Annotated in this window: 15 protein-coding genes; 7 read left to right on the top strand and 8 right to left on the bottom strand. The window is 64.5% G+C overall.

The window, feature by feature from the left end:
• Nucleotides 1–70: 70 nt before the first annotated feature.
• Entirely contained in the window at nucleotides 71–1585 is a 1515-nt protein-coding gene (locus NA5_RS14710) for a class I adenylate-forming enzyme family protein (protein ID WP_169811304.1), read from the bottom strand.
• 53 nt (nucleotides 1586–1638) lie between these two features.
• Here NA5_RS14710 and NA5_RS14715 point away from each other — a divergent pair, with 53 nt between their 5' ends.
• Together NA5_RS14715 and NA5_RS14720 are read left to right on the top strand one after the other, a co-directional pair.
• Nucleotides 1639–2805, top strand: a complete 1167-nt coding sequence (locus tag NA5_RS14715; protein WP_062986108.1) for a CaiB/BaiF CoA transferase family protein — start codon at nucleotides 1639–1641, stop codon at nucleotides 2803–2805.
• A complete protein-coding gene (locus tag NA5_RS14720) occupies nucleotides 2793–3560 on the top strand; it encodes an enoyl-CoA hydratase/isomerase family protein (protein ID WP_062986110.1) in 768 nt (255 codons plus the stop codon). Before NA5_RS14715 ends, NA5_RS14720 begins: the two co-directional genes overlap by 13 nt.
• 563 nt (nucleotides 3561–4123) lie before the next feature.
• Here NA5_RS14720 and NA5_RS14725 read toward each other — a convergent pair.
• Genes NA5_RS14725 through NA5_RS14735 form a run of 3 tightly spaced genes read right to left on the bottom strand, consistent with a single transcriptional unit; the run spans nucleotide 4124 to nucleotide 8068 of the window.
• The gene (locus NA5_RS14725; RefSeq protein ID WP_062986112.1) at nucleotides 4124–5245 is read right to left on the bottom strand and encodes an acyl-CoA dehydrogenase family protein; all 1122 of its coding nucleotides are present in this window, start codon (nucleotides 5243–5245) and stop codon (nucleotides 4124–4126) included.
• Between the two features lie 34 nt (nucleotides 5246–5279).
• The gene (locus NA5_RS14730) at nucleotides 5280–6479 is read right to left on the bottom strand and encodes an acyl-CoA dehydrogenase family protein (protein WP_062986114.1); all 1200 of its coding nucleotides are present in this window, start codon (nucleotides 6477–6479) and stop codon (nucleotides 5280–5282) included.
• Complete coding sequence (locus NA5_RS14735; RefSeq protein ID WP_084484137.1) at nucleotides 6476–8068, bottom strand: AMP-binding protein; 1593 nt, start codon at nucleotides 8066–8068, stop codon at nucleotides 6476–6478. Before NA5_RS14735 ends, NA5_RS14730 begins: the two co-directional genes overlap by 4 nt.
• 94 nt (nucleotides 8069–8162) lie before the next feature.
• Between NA5_RS14735 and NA5_RS14740 the strand changes: the two genes are divergently transcribed.
• Nucleotides 8163–9437, top strand: a complete 1275-nt coding sequence (locus NA5_RS14740; RefSeq protein WP_062986116.1) for a phenylacetate--CoA ligase family protein — start codon at nucleotides 8163–8165, stop codon at nucleotides 9435–9437.
• A 29-nt stretch (nucleotides 9438–9466) separates the two neighbouring features.
• Complete coding sequence (locus NA5_RS14745) at nucleotides 9467–10603, top strand: hypothetical protein (protein ID WP_062986122.1); 1137 nt, start codon at nucleotides 9467–9469, stop codon at nucleotides 10601–10603.
• Between the two features lie 80 nt (nucleotides 10604–10683).
• Here NA5_RS14745 and NA5_RS14750 read toward each other — a convergent pair whose 3' ends face one another.
• Together NA5_RS14750 and NA5_RS14755 are read right to left on the bottom strand one after the other, a co-directional pair.
• Nucleotides 10684–11490 (bottom strand): enoyl-CoA hydratase/isomerase family protein, encoded by an 807-nt coding sequence (locus tag NA5_RS14750; RefSeq protein ID WP_062986124.1) that lies wholly within the window; start codon nucleotides 11488–11490, stop codon nucleotides 10684–10686.
• A gap of 18 nt (nucleotides 11491–11508) precedes the next feature.
• Nucleotides 11509–12258, bottom strand: coding sequence for an SDR family NAD(P)-dependent oxidoreductase (locus tag NA5_RS14755; protein ID WP_157110420.1), 750 nt, complete (start codon nucleotides 12256–12258; stop codon nucleotides 11509–11511).
• A 119-nt stretch (nucleotides 12259–12377) separates the two neighbouring features.
• On the opposite strand from NA5_RS14755, the gene NA5_RS14760 reads away from it, so the two are divergent.
• The 3 genes from NA5_RS14760 to NA5_RS14770 all read left to right on the top strand — a co-directional run bounded on the left by NA5_RS14760 (nucleotide 12378) and on the right by NA5_RS14770 (nucleotide 15526).
• Nucleotides 12378–13478: an acyl-CoA dehydrogenase family protein gene (locus tag NA5_RS14760; RefSeq protein ID WP_084484138.1), complete on the top strand. Its 1101-nt coding sequence runs from the start codon at nucleotides 12378–12380 to the stop codon at nucleotides 13476–13478.
• On the top strand, nucleotides 13475–14692 hold the full coding sequence (locus NA5_RS14765; protein ID WP_062986130.1) for an acyl-CoA dehydrogenase family protein: 1218 nt from the start codon (nucleotides 13475–13477) through the stop codon (nucleotides 14690–14692). Before NA5_RS14760 ends, NA5_RS14765 begins: the two co-directional genes overlap by 4 nt.
• Nucleotides 14693–14773: 81 nt before the next feature.
• Complete coding sequence (locus tag NA5_RS14770) at nucleotides 14774–15526, top strand: enoyl-CoA hydratase-related protein (protein WP_063813379.1); 753 nt, start codon at nucleotides 14774–14776, stop codon at nucleotides 15524–15526.
• A gap of 191 nt (nucleotides 15527–15717) precedes the next feature.
• Here NA5_RS14770 and NA5_RS14775 read toward each other — a convergent pair whose 3' ends face one another.
• Both NA5_RS14775 and NA5_RS14780 read right to left on the bottom strand, forming a co-directional pair.
• Nucleotides 15718–16548, bottom strand: coding sequence for an SDR family oxidoreductase (locus NA5_RS14775; protein ID WP_062986147.1), 831 nt, complete (start codon nucleotides 16546–16548; stop codon nucleotides 15718–15720).
• Between the two features lie 64 nt (nucleotides 16549–16612).
• Nucleotides 16613–17497 carry an SDR family NAD(P)-dependent oxidoreductase gene (locus NA5_RS14780; protein WP_062986139.1) on the bottom strand — a complete coding sequence of 295 codons (885 nt, stop codon included), beginning with the start codon at nucleotides 17495–17497 and terminating at the stop codon, nucleotides 16613–16615.
• Nucleotides 17498–18237 lie beyond the last annotated feature (740 nt).

The raw sequence follows: 18237 nt of genomic DNA on the forward strand, positions 1-18237 counted from the left end.
ACGGCTAACCGTCCCCTCCAAACCAAGTTCAGTATTCTCAATAGGCTTCTGAACTCCCCAGGGAGGAACCTCAATCCGTAGTGCGGCCTACGAGCTGCAATACCTCACGCACCCCCACCTTCATCGTCGCGTTTCGCGGAAGTTCGTCGACAACTGCTATCGCGACCGGAATCTTATAGGCCTCGAGGCGCTCCCGGACGAATGATTTCAGTTCACCCTCCTCCGGCGCACCGCCAGGCGCCGGAGTCACCACAGCAACCGGCACGCTACCCAGTCGGGAGTCCGGCGCGCCCACGACGACCGCGTCCGCCACCGCAGGGTGGGCCCGCAATGTGTCAGCCACCTCTCCCGCGTCGACCTTGAAACCACCACGGTTGATGACGTCGTCGACCCGCCCTTCGATGTACAGGAACCCGTCCGAATCGATACGGGCCAGATCGCTCGTCCGGATCCATTGCCCCGCACGATCACCTGCGGCCTGCGCCGAACGAACCTCGAGGATTCCAACCGAGTCCGGACCCAGTACTGCGGGAGCAGAATCCTCCGCAGCGGTGGTCCGGTCGATAACCCGCAGTTCGACACCGGGATGAGCCCTACCGACACTGCCCCTTTTGCTCGGGCCGAACTTCTTGTGATCCTGCAGCGTCCAACTCGCAACGCCCTGGAACTCGGTCGCCCCGTATGCCTGAATCACCGGAATGTCATAGCGGGCGGTGAATTCGTCGGCGAGCGACTGGGGCAGGGGCGCGGTACCGGCTCGGACCGCCCGCAACGACCCGAGCCACTCCTTCGGAATGTCGGCATCGAGAATCATGCGCAGCGCGGCAGGGGGCATCCCGGACACGGCGATCTCATGATCCCGGACGGCCGCCGCCCACTTCCACGGATCGAATCTGTCGAGGAGCACCATTCTCCGCCCCTCGACCGCCATCACACACAGCGCGAGCAGGGCACTCGTGTGCCCAAGGGGAAGCATCTGCACAGCGACCCCCGGACGCAGCTTCAGTTCGGGCTCACCCCCGGGGCCGTAGTGACCCAGCACGCCGGCCACAGACGCGTCGATATTGGCGTAGGTCATCGAAACCCGCTTGGGCGGGCCGGTCGTGCCACTGGTCTGCAAACTGATCGCGGTGTCCTCTTCGACCTTGCCGAAGTCCGCGCCCGGAGAAGCCGCGACGACCTCCGACACCTCCCGTAGGTCCGCGGCGATCCGCAATCCGAGGCCACCAGTAGCGGAAACCGCCCCGGCAACACCATCGCGCTTCCAGTCCTCTTCGTCGGCCACGACGATGGCCGGGCGCAGGGTCGCGATCTCGTCCACCATGGCAGCATCCGGATGCATGCCGTTGATCGTCACGCAAGCGCGACGCAACGCGAGCAAACCGAGGATCGCGGCGGCGATCGTCGGCCTGTTGCGCGTGATCACAGCTATCACCGCGTTCGCGGGCAATCCCGATGCCGCGCGCTGCAGTTCCTCGGTGACGAACTCGACGTCTCCCCACGTCGACCATTGCCCCTCGTAATCAACGACGGGTACGGCCGGGTCCACGGCCATCACTCGACGGATACGGGTCGAAACATCCACGTCTGCCTCCTCGGCGCCGATTGCCGGAATCATGGATAGAGTACACTGTTTCCATGCCTGAAGGTCAGACCGCTCACTACCTGCCGCTGTCCGGTGTCCGCATCTTGGACCTGGCCAAACTGATCCCGGGCGACCTCGCCACGCGCATCTTGGCCGACCTGGGTGCCGAAGTGGTGAAGGTGGAACTGCCGGGAATAGGGGACTACCTACGCAACATTCCGCCCATGTATGGGCCTGACTCCTACCATCACTTGGCGCTGAACCGAGGTAAGAAGAGCGTCGCGCTGGACTTGCGCACCGAGGCCGGCCTGCGGGATTTCCACGCGTTGGCGAACAAAGCCGACGCCATCATGGAGGTCTCACAGCCCGGACGCTTTCAGCAGATGGGTATCGATTTCGCCGAGATGCGCCGCCAGCGGCCGGAATTGGTGATCTGCTCGATGACAGGATTCGGACAAACCGGACCGTTGGCGACGTTACCTTCCCACGGCTACAGCATGGACGCACTCGCCGGTACTGCGATTGTCGATCGCAAACCGGACCGTACCGAATTCGCTGATGGCGGCCCCTCCTCCAGCATCAGCTCCGAGGCTGGCGCCTCAGCTGCTGCTACCGCCACGATGGCCGCGTTGTTCGGCGCACGGACCACCGGAATCGGTGCGTGGATCGATATCTCCTTCTGGGATGCGGCAGTCGAGATGAGTCGGGCCGCAATCGCGCACAGAGCCGCGATGGACGCACCTCGTCCAGTATCAATGGACAAATGGTCCCTCTACGCCATTTATCGTGCCTCGGACGGACGGGACGTGGTGATCTGCGCGATCGAGCGGAAGTTCTTCGCTGCGTTCTGCACAGGAATCGGGCGCGAAGACCTGATCGAACGGTGGTCGAGCCCGGTGGGCGGAAGCGTCGACTACGGCGACGCGAGTATGCGAACCGAACTCGACGCCGTGTTCCGAACCGCGACCGCGCAAGAGTGGCTGGACCGCTTCATCGAATGGGATGTCCCTGGCGGAATTGTCGAAACTCCGGACGATCTCGCGAATTTCGAGCACACGACGGCCCGCGGCCTGCTCGAACGCAACTGGCACGGCACCGTTCCCAATATCTTGTCGCCCATCCGGTGGATGGATTCCGGTACCCGGCCGGGTACCGGCGCAGACGTGTGCTCCCCCGTAGGGGCCGACAACGAGGAGGTCTTCCGCACATGGCTCAGCTGACAACAGACAGCGAGACAGATAACTCGACCGGCATCACCTTCCACCGTGAGGACACGGTGGCGGTCCTGTCCCTGGACGCACCGCACCGCAACGCTTTGACACCTCAGTTCGCCGATGCGTTGGTCGCGAACCTGGAGAGTGCCGAAAAGGACGACACGATCACCTCGGTGCTGATCCGCTCCGAAGGGAAAACCTTCTGCAGCGGTGCAGATCTCGAACTTCTGAGCACGGTGGCCGCGGATCCTCTCGAAGAGGCCAACTACGCCGCTATCGGAAAGATCTACTCGATGTTCGAGCGGCTGCGCGACGCCCGGATTCCGACTCTCGCGGCGGTCAGCGGCACTGTCGTGGGCGCTGGAATCAATTTGCCGCTCGCCTGCGATCTGCGCCTGGTCGCCGACAACGTACGGATCATCGGCTTCGGGAGGGCAGGCGTCCACCCTGGAGGCGGCCATCTGACCATGTTGCGGCAGAACCTGTCGGCAGTCGCGGGAGCCGCGATCGCGTTGTTCAACCAGGAGATGAACGCCGAGCAGGCCGTCGCGTCCGGCTTCGCATGGCGAGCCGTGCCTGCGGCCGAACTCGACACGGCCGCACTCCAGACAGCGGCGGGTGCGGGCCCGGACGCACGGCTGTCCCGGGCGGTCACGTGGACATACCGCACCGTTGCCGAGACCGCACCGACGCCGCGCGCGGCGGTATTGCTGGAGCGCGCGCCCCAATTGTGGAGCCTGCAGCGACGTTTCGGTGATTGAGCGGTTGAACAACGTGAAGTAGGCGGGCAACCAGGATGCGCCTGACGGCAAATTTGTTGCCCGCCAGGCGCATACGTTCGCTCTCGCATCACATCGACCGGGTTTGCCACAGCGCTCGGTCGGTGTGTGTCCGCGCTTTCCAGCCGATCCCGGTCAAACGACCTTCCCGTGCGGCGACGTCCGTAGTCGATCGACGGCAACGTCGCGGCTGGCGCTTGTCTACCGCCCGCGGCCGGACACGCGCTCCGGGGCGACCGGCTAGAAGATCACCGGCAACTGCGCGGGGACGGGAACTGTGCCCGAGGATCTGCGGCACAGCGAGCGACATATCGAGCCGGATATCTGCATCCAGCCCGCCGACGCGAGCAGCGCTTCCAGCGATTGCGAAACCGCCGTCTTCGGAGAAATCTGCCGCCGCCCCTTGCTTTGCACCTGCCCGTGGACAACATGCCGATCACCGGTTTCGGGAGGCGGTGTTCCGCCTGGCGGGGTACATGTTGTTCCCCACCAAAAAACTCACGTCAGCTCGGCATGCCGCAGTCCACCCGGCATCCCTCCCGGGGTCACGCCGCGTCGATCAGACTCGCTGCGGCGTTCAACCGCTGCCAGTCCGCACTTCCCAGCAGATCCCGGTCCAGCTGAGCACGTTTGAAGAACAGATGGCAGTCGTGCTCCCACGTGTAGCCGATACCGCCGTGAACCTGAATCGCGTCGCCGGCCACCTTCACATATGCGTCGCGGGCGAAGGCCGCCACCAATCGAGCTCGCATGAGATCGCCGTCCGCCAAGGCGCGCGCGGCACCGGCGGATGCCGCAACCGCGCCCTCGACCTGCACGAAATCGTCCGCCAGCTTATGCTTCACGGCTTGGAACGAACCGATCGGCCGATCGAACTGGGTCCGCTCGATCGCATATTCGGCGGCCATGTGCAGCAAACGATCGGCCCCGCCGGCAGCATCGGATGCCAGTGCGACCGACGCCGCACACGTCAGCCGGTCGAGCAGATCGATCGCCTCCTGGCCGCGAACCAGCAGGTCACGGGGTTCAACGGCGGTTCCGGAGAAAGTAACCGTGCACAGTTTGCGAGTACGGTCGTGTACACGCACCGGAAAGATCGTCGTCCCATTGCGATCGGGTTCGACAGCGTAGACGACGGTCTCGTCACCGGTATGCCCGGCAACCAGCAGAACCGATGCGGAGGCGGCGTCTGGGACGAAACCACACTCACCGTAGAGTCGGACACCCGAATCATCCGAAATCGCCTCGACAGCAGCGCCCTCGATCGAGGGGTTGCCGTCACGGTCACTGAGAACGACCGTGCCGACAAGTCCCTCGGCCAGCCGCGGCAGCCACGCCGCGGCCACGTCGGTGCTCGGGTAGGCCGCCAGCGCGCCCACCGTCAGAACAGCACTGGACAGGAACGGAACCGGCGCCAGTGCGCGACCCAACTCCTCCCCGATCACCGCCATGGCCGTGGGTCCGGCCTCCAGACCACCATGGCTTTCCGGCACCGCCATGGCCGACAGGCCGACCTCACTGTTCAGCGCATCCCACAGGGACCGGTCGAAGTCCTGCTCGTCGTCGGCGGCGATCTCCCGAACTCGCGACATCGGCAGCCGCCGCTCCAGAAGTCCACGCATGCTGGCACGGAGATCGGCCAGTTCCGCAACGCTGGGTTCGTTCACTGATCTTCTTTCGTGGTACGTGGCGCGTCCGGCGTCACTTGGGTTCGCGGGGCAGGCCGAGCAGCCGTTCCCCGATGATGTTCCGCTGGATCTCCGAGGTTCCCCCCGCGATCGTCCATGTCCATGACCGGATGTGATCGAGCATCCAGTCTCCGGAGGTGTAGCTGATGTCGTTCTTGCGCTGCGGATCGATGTGGGCATTCAACCCGTTGGTCTGTACGCCGAATTCGGTGAGACGCTGCAGGATCTGGCTGAATTGGAGTTTGAGCACCGAACCGGCCGCACCCGGATCCTGTCCCTCGGCAAGCTGGCCCAGGACTCGATCGTTCATCAGGCCGAATACCTCGACCTCCCCGGCGAACCGCGCGAGTTCGAGCCGGAAGGCCGAATCAGCGCTCACACCAGAGGCATTGGCCTGCGAGACCAACTGGGCCACCAGTGACCGGAGTCCCTCCTGCAGTTCGATCATCTGCGAATACCGCTCGGTGCTGAGCGTGGTCTGCGCGATCCGCCATCCGTTGTTCTCCGCCCCGATCAGGCGGTCCGCCGGGATCCGCACATCCGTGAGGAATACCTCGGCGAACTCCTTTGCCCCCGTGGCCTGGCGGATCGGTCGAACCTCCACACCCGGGCTCTGCATATCGAGGATGAACATGGAGATTCCGCGATGTTTGGGAGCCTCCGCGTCGGTCCGCGCGAGAAGCAGGCCCCATTTCGCATACAAGCCCATACTGGACCAGATCTTCTGGCCGTTGACCACGTAGACATCCCCTTCACGCCGCGCGCGGGTGCGCAGCGACGCCAGATCGGAGCCCGCGCCCGGCTCGGAGAAGCCCTGGCACCAGATGTCACCGGCCAGGATTCCGTCGAGCAGCTTCTGCTGTTCAGGTGTGCCGTGCTCCATCAGTGTGGCCGCGGCGTGCCCCAGCGAGATCGCGAGGTATCGAGGCCGTGGCGCGTTGGCTCGGGTCATCTCCTCCTGCAAGATCAACTGCTGCGCCACCGAGGCGCCGGCGCCGCCGAATCGCTCCGGCCAGTGCGCGACCAGCAGCCCTGCGGAATGCAGTGTGCGCGCCCAGTTCTCGAAGAACTCGGCGACCTCGTCGTCATCGGCGAAGGGAAGGGTCTGCTCCCACCCTGCCGGGGTGTTGGCCTCCAGCCATCGGCGCACATTCGCGCGGTAGGTATCCAGATCGGCGTCGTGTTGCGGCTTGCTGACCAACGTCTCGCTCATCGTGCCACCGCTCCTGTCGCCGGGCCGACCGGAACGTCACGCCTTCCGCTGGACACCTGCCCCGGATATCCACCGCCGCCGTATTCGCGATCGACCGCGTCGCGATCCACCTGACCGGTCTTCGTCTTCGGCAACGCCGTCACGAAAGTCACGAACCGGGGCTTCTTGTACGAAGCAATGTGGTCGCGACAGTGTTCGATCAGCTCTTCCGCAGTCACCGTGGCGCCGGCAGCCGTGACTACCACCGCCTTGACCGACTGCGTCCACCGCTCATCGGGTACCCCGAGCACTACCACCTCCGACACCGCGGGATGTGCGCCCAGACACCGTTCGACCTCGATCGGATAGATGTTCTCCGAGGCCGATTTGATCATTTTCATCATGGGCCCGACGAACGTGATCGAGCCATCCTTCTCCCGGCGCCCCAGATCCCCGGTGCGATGCCATCCGTTCAAGCGGCGCTCGGCGTTGAGCTCATCGCGATTCAGGTAGCCGTTCATCACCACGGGGCCGCGGCAGATGATCTCGCCGGTCTCGCCGGTCGGCACCTCGACACCGGCGGCGTCCACGATGCGAACCTGCCCCAGCGGAGTGGTGCGTCCGTATATCGAGTCCGCCTTCGAACCCAGTCCATAGCTGGTGATCAGGCCCGTGACCTCGGATTGTCCATACCCGCCAGCGCGTCCGCTGGTCGGGTTCGCGCTCGGCGTGCACATCGTCCACGTCGCCGGGTCAGGATCCGGCCACAAGCTCCGAAGATCCCACCGACCGTTCTGGTTCGCCTCGCGCATCGCCTCGACAGTCGGCGCCATGATGAATGCGCGGTTGCATTTCTCCCGGTCGATCACCTCGCACATCTCCTCCGCGTCGGTCCGCGCCACCACTACATTCGTGCCACCCAATAGGAACGTTGCGAGCGTCGTCATCACGGTGCCCAGGTGGAACAGCGGGCCGGAATTGAGGAACACCGTCTCATCACTGATCTCGGCGATTCGCGCAATCACCAGGCCTTCGATGAGGGCCGCACGATGCGACAGCGCCGCCGCATGCGGACGGCCGCCGAAAGCCGCCGTGTAAATGCCCAGGACCGACAGATCAGGGTCGATCGGTTCCTCGGCATCGACTGTGGACCCCGTGGCGAGGACGGCTTCGTAACCGTCGGCGGCGACGGAATCATGCTGGATCCACTCCGCGTCGGCGGTTGCAAGAGCATGTGCCCGCTCGACCAGCTCACCGACATCGCTCTTCTGCCAGAGCACCACAGCTGCATTCACATCGTCGATGACCGCAGCGAGCTCGGCGGCCGACTGCCGCCAGTTGACCGGCACCAGGAGTGCACCCAATTTGGCACAGGCGAGCAGGGTCTCGATGAGCCGGAAGGAGTTCTGACCGATCCAGAGCACCCGTTCCCCGGCCCTCACACCACGCTCGGAAAGCACGTTCGCCCACTGGGTGACGCGATCGTCGAGGGTGACGTAATCAAGCCTGAATTCGCCATCTACCAGCGCAGTCATCGATCCACGACTGCGCCTGTGCTCCCGTAGGACATCACCTAGCGAAGTCCACCCGACCGGATCTGCCGAGCCCATCGTTACCTCCGATTCGAAATCGAGCGTTGCGTCACACCCTACAACATAATTAGTATCCTCAAAAGCAAGACCACCATGCTCCGAGGAGGCCCACTTGTCCGACAAACTCGTCGACCGAGAACTGTTCGACCCGTCCCGGCAAACGATCGAGCCGGCGGAGAATCGGCGACGGGCTCTGGCCGGGCTCGCCACGGAATGGGAACGCGCGTGGGACAACCCGTACTACAGCAAGCGCTTTCGAGAGGCCGGCCTGACTCCCGGCCCCATGCCCGATCTCGACGAGATTCCCCGCACAACCAAGGACGATCTGCGGGCCGATGTGCAGGCACATCCGCCGTTCGGAACCCATCGTTCGGTTACCCTCGCCAACGCTCGCCGGGTGGGAACATCAACTGGGACCACCGGCAAGCCGTGGCTGCAGTTGTGGACCGAGCGCGACATGGCCAGTGCCATCGACGTCCGGATGCAGTACCTCTGGCGCGCGGGCATGCGACCCGACGGCCGGTTCGCACACAGCTGGCCGACCGGCCTGTATTCGACCGGCGTGCTGGCCGGACGCGACTTCCTGCGCGCGGAAATCATGGAGATCCCGTGCGGTCTCCCGAACACCGCACAGGACATCGCGACCCACCTCGATCTGTGGGAGTTGTTGTCCCCCACCGGTTTCATGCTCACCGGCTCCCAGATCGGCATCTATGACGAGGCCGCGCGCGCAGCCGGCAAGGACCTGCGCACACTGTTCAACGGCGCTTCGGTTCTGATCGTGGAGGCTCTCTATCAATTCGAGGGCCCCCGCAAGCAGTTCGAAGAACAGTATGGGGTGCGGTTGCACAACATCACCGGCGCCTCGGAAGTGCCCGCCTACTCCATCAACGACTGCCGCTTCCACACCGGCATGCACGTGCCGATCGGAAACCACTTGATCCAGGTGGTCGATCCCGAGACCGGGCGTGAGGTTCCCGCTGGGGAGCGCGGCAATCTCGTGCTCAATGCCTACGGCCTGGACGCGTTCTATATGCGATACGACCTCGAGGACATCGTGGTCGCCGAGACCGGTCCTTGCCCGTGTGGCGACACCGGCCAGCGGTACACCTTCATCGGTCGTGGCGCCGATCGGTGCGAAGTCCAAGGGAAGAAGATCCTTCCACTCGACATCCAGCTCGCGCTGTTCGAGCACGGTTCACCGGAGTTCCGGCTCAAGCCGGGCAAGTTGGACAAGGTCCAGCTCATGGTCGAGTGTGAGGGTTCGGCCGCGAACGGGCTCGCAGCGGACCTCGCGAGCCGCCTGGACGTCCCCGTCGAGATCGAGGCTGTCGAAACGGGCAGCCTGCCACGCTCGTCGTTCAAGCCGCGCCGCACCGCCTCGTAGCCGACTTCCCCTCCACAACAAGGAGTTTCATGACCAATGACACAGCCACGGCTGAATACGAGCAGGTCCGCGCGGACTGCGTCATGCGGGCGCACATCGTTGATCCCGGTTTCGAGATCCGCGAGATCGTGCCGCCCGGCGATCGACTCTACGACCCGCAGATTCGCTATACCGACGCCGACGAATCCGTGGTGATCAGCGATATCGGAGGCCAGGCCCAGCCAGGCTTCGACCCGAACGCGGGACACGGGGCGATCTTCCGCCTGACACCGGAGTTCGACCTGCGAGAGATCACTCCGCCCGGCATGTACGGTGCAAGCGGGCCCATGCGCCCCAACCTCGCACCCGACGCGTTCGGTCCCTGGGGCGGGCACATCTTCTTTGTCGCACAGGCGACGGCGGGTCGTGCCGGTGCGCACAAGAACCACTGCGTCTACCGAGTGGACCCGGCCGATGGAGTGCCGCACCGATTCGCCGAGATGCCTACCCACGGCACCATCGGCGAAGGCGTCGCGGGCGCAGGTATGACCGGTGCTTTCGGCCCCGCGGGCAGTCCCCACGCCGGATACCTCTATGTGCAATCGCTACTCAATTGCGTGGTCTACCGGATCGATCCGGACGGTAACAGCGAGCCGTACCTGACGATGGCCCCGCCGCTGGTCGAGCGCCCGATGATGCCGTTCCTGACCTTGATCGCACCCGATTTCGGGGAGTGGCGACCAGTGGCAGGCGAATTGATCATCGCCTCGCGCCGGACCACCTATCTCGACGACGGCAGTGCGGAGACGAACCTCGAGTACTGGCGTGTCGATACGGACGACCGCACAGTACATTTGATCGAGGGCATCGAGTGGCGACCGGGGGTCATCGCGCCCGCGGACTTCGGCCCCTATGGCGGGCACATGTTCACGGTCGACGAGGGATCCACCAATCTGCTGCATACCACCATCGAGGAACTCAATGCGAAGCCGCTCCCCTACGACGCGCGAATCATTCGCATCGCGCCCGATGGGTCGGTGCACGATTTCATCGCCACCCTGCAGGGTGGCAGCACGACATTGACTTTCAGCCGTAACCGCCTGCTCATCGCCTCAACGCGCAAGAGCTACTCGACCGGGCAGTACCACCTGCCGGACGGCTCGATCTACGCCGTATCACCGACCTGATCGGCACTGCGACGACAAACGGAAGGGCGCCACCGATCGGTGGCGCCCTTCCGTTTGTCGTGGCCAGTTCCGGCTGCGCTTCAGCGCTGCCACTTCGGAGGACGCTTCTCCCCGAAGGCCCGCGGCCCTTCCTGCGCGTCCGGGTGGTGGTCACCGTGCGCCCGCAGCGCCGGCCAGGCCAAGCGCACGGCGTCGTGCATGGGTCGTTCCAGCGCATCCCACAGACACGCACGGCTCACCGCGATGGCAGCCGGCGAGTTGCCGGCGATGATCCGCGCCAGTTCGATTGCACGGCCACGCAATTCGGCCGCGGGAACGACCTCGGTCACCATTCCCAGGCGCAGGGCGTGCTCGGCATCGACACGTTCATCGCGGCCCAGCAACATCATGCGCATCACCGCCTGGTGCGGCATACGACGCGCGAGCACGATGGTCTCCACCGCGCTGACCTGGCCGACCGATACATGCGGATCGAGGAATGTCGCAGTGTCGGCCGCGATGGTGAAATCGGTGTCGGCGACGAAATGCAGTCCACCCCCCGCACAGACCCCGTTCACCGCGCAGATGGTCGGCTTCGACACCTTCGCCTGCAATGGAGTGAATCGGTTCTCCCGCTCGAACACCCCGGTGCGAGCGCGCGACCGATCGGCCACCGTTCCGACATCCGCGCCGGAACAGAATGCCCGGGTACCGGCGCCGGTGATCACGGCCACCCGCAACGAGTCGTCTGCCTCGAACAGGTCCCATACCATCGGCAGTTCGGACAGCATGGTTGGCGAGATGGCGTTCATCCGCTCCTGCCGGTCGAGTTCGACCAGCAGGATGCTGTCCTCGATCTCGACCCGAAGCGTCTCCCAGGGGCCACGCAGCGCCCGGTTCGTTGTCATTGGTCCTCCTCGTGTCCGTCAGAGTGACGGATTCAGTCCACCGGCCACAGTCAGGATCTGTCCGGTGATGTTCCGGCTGGCTTTCGATACGAGAAACTCCACCGAGTCGGCGATGTCCTCAGGATTGTTGGGGCGCCCGAGCGGGTTGTGCGACGCCCAGTTCTGGACCCAGGTCCCATCCCCTCGGTCCGCGACGGTGGTCGCTGTTGCACCGGGCACGACGATATTCACATTCACGCCGCGGCGGGCCCACTGTGTCGCCGCCGAACGCGTCAGCGCCACCAGGCCCGCCTTCGCCGCGGCGTAGTGGGATCGGTCAGGACTGCCCGACCACGAGGTCGAACCGATATTGACGATTCGCCCGCTGCCCGCCGCGAGCATGACCCGTCCCGCTTCCTGCATCCATACGAACGCCGATGACAGATTGAAGTCGATCGTCCGGTGCCAGCCCTCATCCGTGATGTCTTCCAGCGGGACGTTCAACGGACCGTGCACCCCGCCGGCCACATTGACCAAACCGTCTACCCGGCCCCACTTTTCGAGCGCCGCCGCGGTGAGTGCTCGCGCCACTTCGCGAGAGGTCGCGTCACCGACGATCGGCAGCACCCGCGCGTCGGCGTCCTCGAGTTCCTGGGCGATCACACTCAGACGGCGGGCGGAACGATCATTCAACGCCACGGCGTAGCCGAGGCTCGACAGCCGCCGGGCAATCGCCGACCCCATCGGACCGCCCGCGGCAGTTATCACGGCCACTCTCGGGTTACTCACCACCGCAAAAGAGTATCATCTACTCAGGCGCTCTAACTCGCCGAGCGCGGCCGATTCGGACCCAACGCCGATTTCAAGCATGTAATACTCTTATTAAGTACACTTTTAACGGAGGCGGTATGGAGTTCAGTTTGAGCAGTGAGCAGCAGGCGCTGCAGGAGAACGTCCGCAGACTGCTCGCGACGCACCCAGCGACTCGAGACATGTTCACCACCGATGGCCCCAGCTCGGCACGCGAATTGTGGGGGCGTCTCAACGACGCCGGCCTGAGCACCCTCGGCCTGCGGCTCGAGGAACTCGATCTCGAGTCAACCGCGATCGAGCAGATGCTGGTGGCCGAGGAGATCGGCCGCGCGGCGGCGCCGTCACCCTTCGTCGGCCTGGCCGCTGCCACTTCGATTCTCGCACGCAGCAGTCGGTCCGAGGCCGGACAGCTGCTCGAGCAGGTACTCGACGGACGAATCGTCGTCGCGGCACTGCCGTCCGCGTTCGGCGGAACGGTCGCGGTCAAGGCACTGGGCGAGGGCGGCGACACAACACTGCACGGCGAGGTCCTACTGGTCCCGGGTGGCGCGTGGGCGGACACCATCCTGGTCGCCGCGGAGGCCAACGGCTCGCCCGCGATCTACGCGGTGGATGTGACCGCGACCGGCTGTGTCGTGCAGCCGACACCATCGATCGATCCCGGCGCCGGGTTGGCCAAACTCGGCCTGGATTCGGCCGCGGCGACGCCCGTACTGGACACCGAAGCCGAAGACGCCTTACAGCACGCCACAATCCTCGCAATGCTGCTCACTGCTGCCGAGACGACGGGGGTCGCGCATTCCGCACTGCACCTCGCCGCCGACTATGCGCGCACCCGAACACAATTCGGCCATCCGATCGGCTCCTTCCAAGCGGTCAAACACAAGCTGTCGGACATGGTGGTAGCAGTCGAAAACGCGCGCTCGGCCTGCTACGGCGCCGCCTGGAAACTACACGACAACGAGGCTGACGCCGCTGTATACGTTCACATGGCGAAAGCCGTTGCCGCAGAAAGTGGTCCGCACGTGGCCGCCGATGCGCTGCAGTTGCATGGCGGCATCGGTTGCACCTTCGAGCACGACATCCACCTGTACTTGCGCCGCGCCAAGACCGGACAGTTGCTCTACGGCGACGCGAACGAGCACCTCGATTACCTTGCCTCGGCATTCCTGGAAGACGGAGAAACGACACGATGACCACCGAGAGCGCCACACAGAGCACCGAGCAGTTCGTCACCGAGTTGCGCGACTGGCTCGATCACAACCTGCCTGAAGGCTGGGGCACTCGCGACTTCCGGATGCCGAAAGGACAGGTGCCGCGGCGAGAATTCATCCGCGACCTGCAGCGCAAGATGGCCGCCGATCGGTGGATCGCAATCCACTGGCCCGAGGAATTCGGCGGTCGAGGTGCGACGATGGACCAGCAGATCGCCTATCACGCGGAGCTCGCGCGCCGCGGCGTGCCGCGTCCGCTCGGCCACATCGGATTGAATCTGTGTGGTCCCACGATCATTCGTCACGGCACCGACGAACAGCGGGCGCGGTTCCTGCGTCCGATGCTCGACGGCGACGAGATCTGGTGTGAAGGGTTTTCCGAGCCCGGCGCCGGTTCCGATCTGGCCGGCCTGCGCACGCGCGGGCGCATCGAAGGCGATGAGATCGTCATCAACGGTCAGAAGACCTGGAACACCGGCGGGCACTACGCCCAGTGGATGTTCGCCCTGGTGCGCACCGATCCCGACGCTCCCAAACACCACGGGCTGTCGTTCGTGTTGTTACCGATGGATTCGCCGGGCGTCACGGTTCGCCCCATCGAACGGATCTGCCGCGAGCATGACATCAACGACGTGTTCCTCGATGATGTGCGCGTACCGCTCAGCAATGTTGTCGGACCACTCAATTCCGGCTGGCAGGTCACCCGTACCACACTGAACCATGAGCGTTACACGCAGTTCCTCGCCTCACAGATCGGCTTCCGCCGGACCCTGGACAACGTCGCCGAGCTCGCCAAGCGCCGGAATGCGCTGGGGCAGCGACCTGCCGACCGCCACGAGGTGCGTACCGCACTGGCCAAGAAATGGATCGCCAGCGAGCTGATCCGGTTGAACGGCCTGCGGAACATCGCCAGTGTCCAGAGCTCCGGCGAGCCGGGGCCCGAGGGGGCGATCATGAAGGTGTTCGGCCAAGAGCAGGAAAAGGAGCTCTACGAGCTCGCAGTGGATATCTCGGGTTCCCTCGGCCTGCTGGACCGCGGCTCCGACGACGCACAGGATCGAGGCAAGTGGGTGTTCGGCTACCTGCGTTCGCGCGCCTCGACCATCGCAGGCGGTACCAGCGAGATCCAACGCAACGTGATCGCCGAGCGCGTCCTGCACATGCCCCGCGACCCGTGGGTATCCCGGACCTCCTGACTGATCAGCAGTGCGAGGCGGCTCCGATCCTGACTGATCGGAGCCGCCTCACGTTTCGGCAATTTTAGTATACTCATTCGTGTGCACGGACTAACCGCATCGCGAGTCGGGCCGATCCTCCTGCTGACAATTCAACGTCCGGACAAGCGAAATGCAGTGGACCATCTGGTCCTCGCCGCGATGTCACAATCGCTCGACATGTTCGAAGCTGACGACACTCTGCGTACCGGGATCATCTCCGGCGCCGACGGAACCTTTTGTGCGGGAGCCGATCTCGCCGACCGCCTCGCCGGGAACAAAGTCGTGGATGCCAACGGCTTCGCTGGAGTCACCAGGCGACGCCGGACCAAGCCCCTGATCGCCGCAGTCGAGGGTTATGCGGTCGGCGGCGGGTTCGAACTTGCTCTGTCCTGCGACCTGATCGTCGCCTCACGTACAGCCAAGTTCGGCTTACCCGAGGTCAAGCGGTCCGTACTCGCGGCAGAGGGTGGCCTGTTCCGGACTGCGCGGGCACTGGGCAAGTCCACGGCGATGCACATCGCGCTCACCGGACGACCGATCGACGCTACGCGGCTCTACGAACTCGGTCTCGTGTGTGAGTTGACCGCCGCCGGCGAAGCGTTGTCGGCGGCTGTGCGTATCGCGGAGGAAATCGGCGCCAATCCCAAGGAAGCGGTGCTGGAGTCCCGAGCCCTGATCGAGCAGGCAGTCGAATACGGTGCGGACAGCCTGTGGGCCGATACGCGGCGCTCTTACAGCCGGATTCGCGGCAGCGCCAACTACCGCCGGGGAGCACAGGCCTTCGTCAGCAAGGAAAGCCCCGAATGGGACTGAGTAGCGCACAACTGCCGCATCAGCGGCGCCGGGATACGCCGATTACCGCACCACCAACGATGCCGGTAGCGCGGTAATCGGCAAATACCATAAATTTCACATGTCGGACGATGTCCGGCCGTCGCCATCTCGACGTCCACGCGGGCGGACCGCCACAGTCGGCCGTCCGAGAACGCGCTGGAAGCAGCCGCTTACGAATCGACGAAGATATCCAGATCGGGCTCGGTGCCGCCCCCGTACCCGGTGAAGTCGCCAACCCCGGTCTCGCGCAGGACGTCTTCATCGATCAAGGTCTGCCCGGTGACCTTCCCTGCCGGAGTCGACAGGATCTCGAGCGCGGCGTCCGCCATGACTTGCGGGCTCCGCGATCGGGCTGCGGCTTCCTGGCCGCCGAGGATATTCACCACCGCCGCAGTCGCGACCGTCGTTTTCGGCCACAGACAGTTCACCGACAAGGATTGGTTTGCCGCTTCTGCCGCAATCCCCAGCGTGACGATCGACATCCCGTACTTGGACAACGTATAGGCGGGGTGTGCGCCGAGCCACCGTTGCGACAGGTTGAGCGGCGGCGACAACGACAGCACATGCCCGGAGTCCGAACGTCGCAGATGCGGCAGACACGCCCGTGTCAACGCGAACGTGCCACGAATATTGACGTTCTGCATCAAGTCGAAGCGTGAGAGCGGAAGATCTTCCGTCGCAGACAGATTCAGGACACTGGCATTGTTCACACAGATGTCGACACCCCCGAACTCGCTCACCGCGGCACTGACGAGCCGTTCGATATCGGCCTCATTGCGCACATCCCCGACGATCCCGAGCGCCCGTCCGCCGCCTTCGGCTTCGATCTCGGCGACCGCCGTGCGCACCGTGCCTTCCAGGCGCGGGTGGGGGGTATCGGTCTTGGCAAGGAACGCGACATTCGCGCCTTCTCGCGCCGCGGTCCGCAGAATCGCCAATCCGATTCCGCGGCTACCGCCGGACATCACCAGTGTCCGATTCGCCAGACGTCTCTTTGTCATTTCGATCATGTTCCCGATCTGAATCTATCGGCGCCGGAGCACCGACACCGTGCGGATGTGCACATCACTGCTGGTCGTCGGAGGCATCGGTAGCCAAGGTGGGCAACGTGGCGGCCAGTTCATCGATCGTCCACCGGGACTCTCGAGACAGCTCGGCGGTGTGATGCCAGGAACGCACCGAGCTGACCAGCCCGCCGCGCACGTAGAACGTCTGCGCGGTGAGCTCGCAGCTCTCGGACAGCAGGTAACCGACGACCGGCGCGACGTTGCGCGGGTCGTACACATCGAAGGCGTCCGCGTCCTCCGGCGCAGCCATCAGCTTCGCGACGCTGGGCACCGCTGTGGTCAGCCTGGTACGCGCGGCCGGCACGATCACGTTCGATCGCACTCCGTAGCGCTGCAACTCGGCCGAGCAGACCTGTGAGAACATACCGATTCCCGCTTTGGCGGCAACGTAATTCGCCTGACCGGCATTGCCGAACAGCCCGGAGCTGGACGAGGTGTGAACCAGGGCAGCCTGACGCTGGCGACCGGCCTTGCTCTCCTCCCGCCAGTACTTCGCAGCCCAGTGAGTCGGCACGTAGGTACCGCGCAGGTTCACTCGAATGACGAGATCCCAGTCGTCGGCGGACATGTTGACCAGCAGTCCGTCGCGAAGCACGCCCGCGTTGTTCACCAGGCCGTCCAGTCCACCGAATTCGCGCACGGCCGTCTCGACCAACAGCTTGCCCGAATCGAAGTCGGCGACATCGGCATCCACCGCGACAGCGCGCTGACCTTTCGCCCTGATCTCCGCGGCCACATCGCCCGCAGGACTCTGTCCGCCCTCTCCGGGGAGATCGGTCAGCACGACCGCGGCGCCCTCCTCGGCGAAGAAGGTGGCGTAAGCCTGACCGAGACCACGCCCGGCACCGGTGACGATGACCACCCGACCATCCAGAGCACCCATGAAATTCCTCCACATCGAGATCGACTGAGCCCCGCACAGTCACAGATACCGCAGCGTACTCAGTGTACTAATTTATGTCTCGACTTACGACATTGCCCGATATTTTTCAGTAGAGAATAGCGCCTTCACCTGTATTTGTTACACCCTTTTAGTGGCACATGGGCGCACACCATCCCACCTTCGTAGCCGTCTCGGCTCACCGAAACGGCCGACGGATCGCCGGTTGGAAAGACCAGCGGGACGGCGAGCAGAATCGCCTTGCGCTGCCCGGACCGGAACGCGACCCCATCGGAGTCCGGGTCGATCCCGCACCCGGGGATCAGCGAGTGCCACCCCCGTGGAGGTTGATGCTGAAACCGCGGTCCGCCACGAGTCCGGACTTCATCAGCGCGTGGGCCGTGTAAATTCCCGCAGGCCCAGCACCGATGATCGCGACGCGAAACGGACGAACAGCCATGGCAATGCCTCCAAGCCGAATAGGGATGTGGGCTCCGGCCGCCCGTTACACGGGTCGGACGTCGATGTGAACTACTGAAACGCCGGACGGCCTGGCGAAACCCCGGCCGCATCAGGCCTCTTACCCACTTGCCGAAGGCTCCGGCGTACTGACAGGTGCGGCGGGATCCACTGCAGCCGTCAGGAATTCGGGACGCGCCTTCCAGAAGTAGTTGTGCACACCGGCGCTGGTGGCAAGCCGCCGGAAGGTCATTCGCACCGGTAGTCCGACCTCGACCTCCTCT

This window comes from Nocardia anaemiae NBRC 100462 (genome assembly GCF_001612725.1).
Classification (GTDB): Bacteria; Actinomycetota; Actinomycetes; order Mycobacteriales; family Mycobacteriaceae; genus Nocardia; species Nocardia anaemiae.